The sequence below is a fragment of the Dissulfurispira sp. genome, assembly GCF_036745535.1.
Taxonomy (GTDB): domain Bacteria; phylum Nitrospirota; class Thermodesulfovibrionia; order Thermodesulfovibrionales; family Dissulfurispiraceae; genus Dissulfurispira.
Window position 1 is genome coordinate 1 of record NZ_DAIOFX010000146.1, and the last position, 2,478, is coordinate 2,478.

2 protein-coding genes are annotated in these 2,478 nt (G+C 40.0%); one reads left to right on the forward strand and one right to left on the reverse strand.

All coding sequences use genetic code 11. The features are described from left to right. Nucleotides 1-93: 93 nt before the first annotated feature. Nucleotides 94-456, reverse strand: coding sequence for a helix-turn-helix domain-containing protein (locus V7L97_RS12200; RefSeq protein WP_333656373.1), 363 nt, complete (start codon nucleotides 454-456; stop codon nucleotides 94-96). Between the two features lie 120 nt (nucleotides 457-576). Between V7L97_RS12200 and V7L97_RS12205 the strand changes: the two genes are divergently transcribed. Beyond that, nucleotides 577-2,316 carry a GspE/PulE family protein gene (locus V7L97_RS12205; RefSeq protein ID WP_333656375.1) on the forward strand — a complete coding sequence of 580 codons (1,740 nt, stop codon included), beginning with the start codon at nucleotides 577-579 and terminating at the stop codon, nucleotides 2,314-2,316. Nucleotides 2,317-2,478: the final 162 nt, after the last annotated feature.

Consider the following 2,478-nt stretch of genomic DNA (forward strand, 5'->3'; position numbering starts at 1 on the left):
ACATCGAAGGAATTCCGGTGCTCCTTGAGAGGCTTGCGGGAGAAGAGGTGAGGGTCGGCGAGGAGAGGGAAGGATTTTTAGGAGATATATGAGTCAGTCTGCCTTTGCCGCAATTCTGGCAATCTGAATGACGATATTTTTGTAATTATTGTTTGTGATTTTTCTAAAATGTTTTAGAAGCTTATCTTCAGCAGTCAAATATGGAGTTATCTTTCCAGCAATCATTAATGTCTTGTCCGGTTCAAAGAAATAAGACACGGGCACGGAGAGTGCATCTGCTATTATCTGAATATTTTCAACATTGAGCTTATTCATGCCATTTTCATACCTCTGCACCTGCTGATATGTAACACCCAGTGTCTCTGCCAGTTGTTCCTGTGAAATTCCAATCTCCCTTCTCCGCCTTTTAATCTTCGCACCGATTTCTTTACTCGTCTTTATTCTTTTTTTCGCCATAAACCACTATAACAACCCTTATGCCGTGCTTACTACAATGCTTTAAATTGTATAAATTTTTATTGACAATACAACTTAAAAGTGTATAGAATTATAAAACAGCTTTTCCGCAAGAGGGATATGCGCAGGAAACTTGGGGAAATACTTATAGAATCAGGGCTAATCACAGAAGAACAGCTTAGCCAAGCCCTGACGGTCCAGAAAGCTAAAAAACAGAAGATAGGTAAAATACTTGTTGAATTGGGCTTTGTGACAAAGGAGCAAATCGCTGAAGCCCTTGCCGAAAAATTGAACCTTCAAATCATCCATTGTGCAGACAGTAAAATATCCGATGAGATTAAAAGGCTCATACCAAAGGATTTTGCAAAAGAAAATCTTGTTTTCCCCATAGACAAAAGAGATAACACCCTTATCCTTGCTATGGCTGACCCTTTGGACTACAGGACGATAGATACTATCTCTTTCAAGGAGAATATAAGGGTTCTTCCTGTGATTTCCTACGACTGGGCAATTCTTAAGGCAATAGAAGATAATTATACTGAAGATGAGAATGTGCTCGATGTCTTCAGTGCGAATATTACTGCTGATAAGGAGCTTAAGTTTATAGAAAAAAAAGATTCAGAAAATGATGTGAATATAGAGGCGTTATATTCAAAAAGCAAGGCGCCGCCAATTGTAAAGCTTGTAGCAATGGTTGTTGCCGAAGCAGCCAAGGCCAGGGCAAGCGATATTCATATAGAACCGAGAGAGAAGTACGTTCAGATAAGATTCAGAGTAGATGGAGAATTACGTAATATTTTCAAATATGACAAAAACATCCATGATTCTGTTGTGTCGAGGGTGAAAATAATATCCAACCTTGATATTACCAACAGACGGCTTCCTCAGGATGGAAGCGCCCATGTATCATTTCAGGGTAAAGAGATAGATCTCAGAATATCAACCCTTCCTTCCCTTTATGGAGAAAAAATAGTTATCAGACTGCTCGACCAGAGTGTTGGACTGATACCCCTTGAGGACCTGGCAATGCCAGAGTATATGAAAAGATCAATAATAGAAATACTTAAACGGCCGCAGGGAATGCTTATCGTTACAGGACCTACAGGCAGTGGCAAAACTACTACTCTCTATGCATGTCTGAATCAACTCCGTTCCGACTCAAGGAATATCGTAACGATAGAGGACCCAGTTGAATACAAATTGGAGGGAATAACCCAGATACCGGTTAACGAATCTGTAGGTCGCACATTCGCATCGGTTCTTCGTTCTATTCTCCGCCAGGACCCCGATGTTATAAAGATAGGAGAAATAAGGGACATTGAGACAGCAGAGATTGCTATAAAGGCAGCGCTTACGGGACATCTTGTGCTGACCACTTTGCATACAAACAGTACGATTGCAACAATTACCCGACTTGTCAACCTTGGCATTCACGCCTATCTTATAAGTTCCGCCGTTAACGGTATCTTAGCGCAGAGACTTGTCAGAAGAATATGCAGTCATTGCAAGGTCGAATCAGGGATTCCAGAAGAATTTCTATATTTTATAGAAAATCACAATCTTCCTATAATAGAAAGGCATTATTATGGTAAAGGCTGTCAAAAATGTTCTGGCACAGGGTATCTGGGAAGGATAGCTGTCTATGAATATTTTCCAATGACCCCTGCATTAAAAAAACTAATCTCTAACAATGCCAGCGAGAGTTCTCTAATGATGGCAGCAAAAAATGAAGGAATTGTTTTTCTATTCGAAGATGCGTGGGACAAAGTAAAAAACGGCATAACAACTATCGAAGAGGTGATGGCGAAGATTCCCATGGAGTATGCGGAGAATTTAAAGGAAGTACCTGAAACAAACTAATTTGAGTTTTTTGTAAATTACAGCAGGCTTTGTCAAAATTCCCTGAGCTTCCTTTTTGAAGTATGCGCCCCAAAAGCGTATAATCTTACATGAAATCCATTGGCAGCAAAGGCGAAGACATCGCTGTCGATTTTTTAAAGCAAAAAGGCTACAAAATCCTCA

Bases quoted from the DNA above. Each gene is read 5' to 3' on its own strand.
- V7L97_RS12205 (WP_333656375.1), top strand. From the start codon at position 577: ATGCGCAGGAAACTTGGGGAAATACTTATAGAATCAGGGCTAATCACA.
- V7L97_RS12200 (WP_333656373.1), bottom strand. From the start codon at position 456: ATGGCGAAAAAAAGAATAAAGACGAGTAAAGAAATCGGTGCGAAGATT.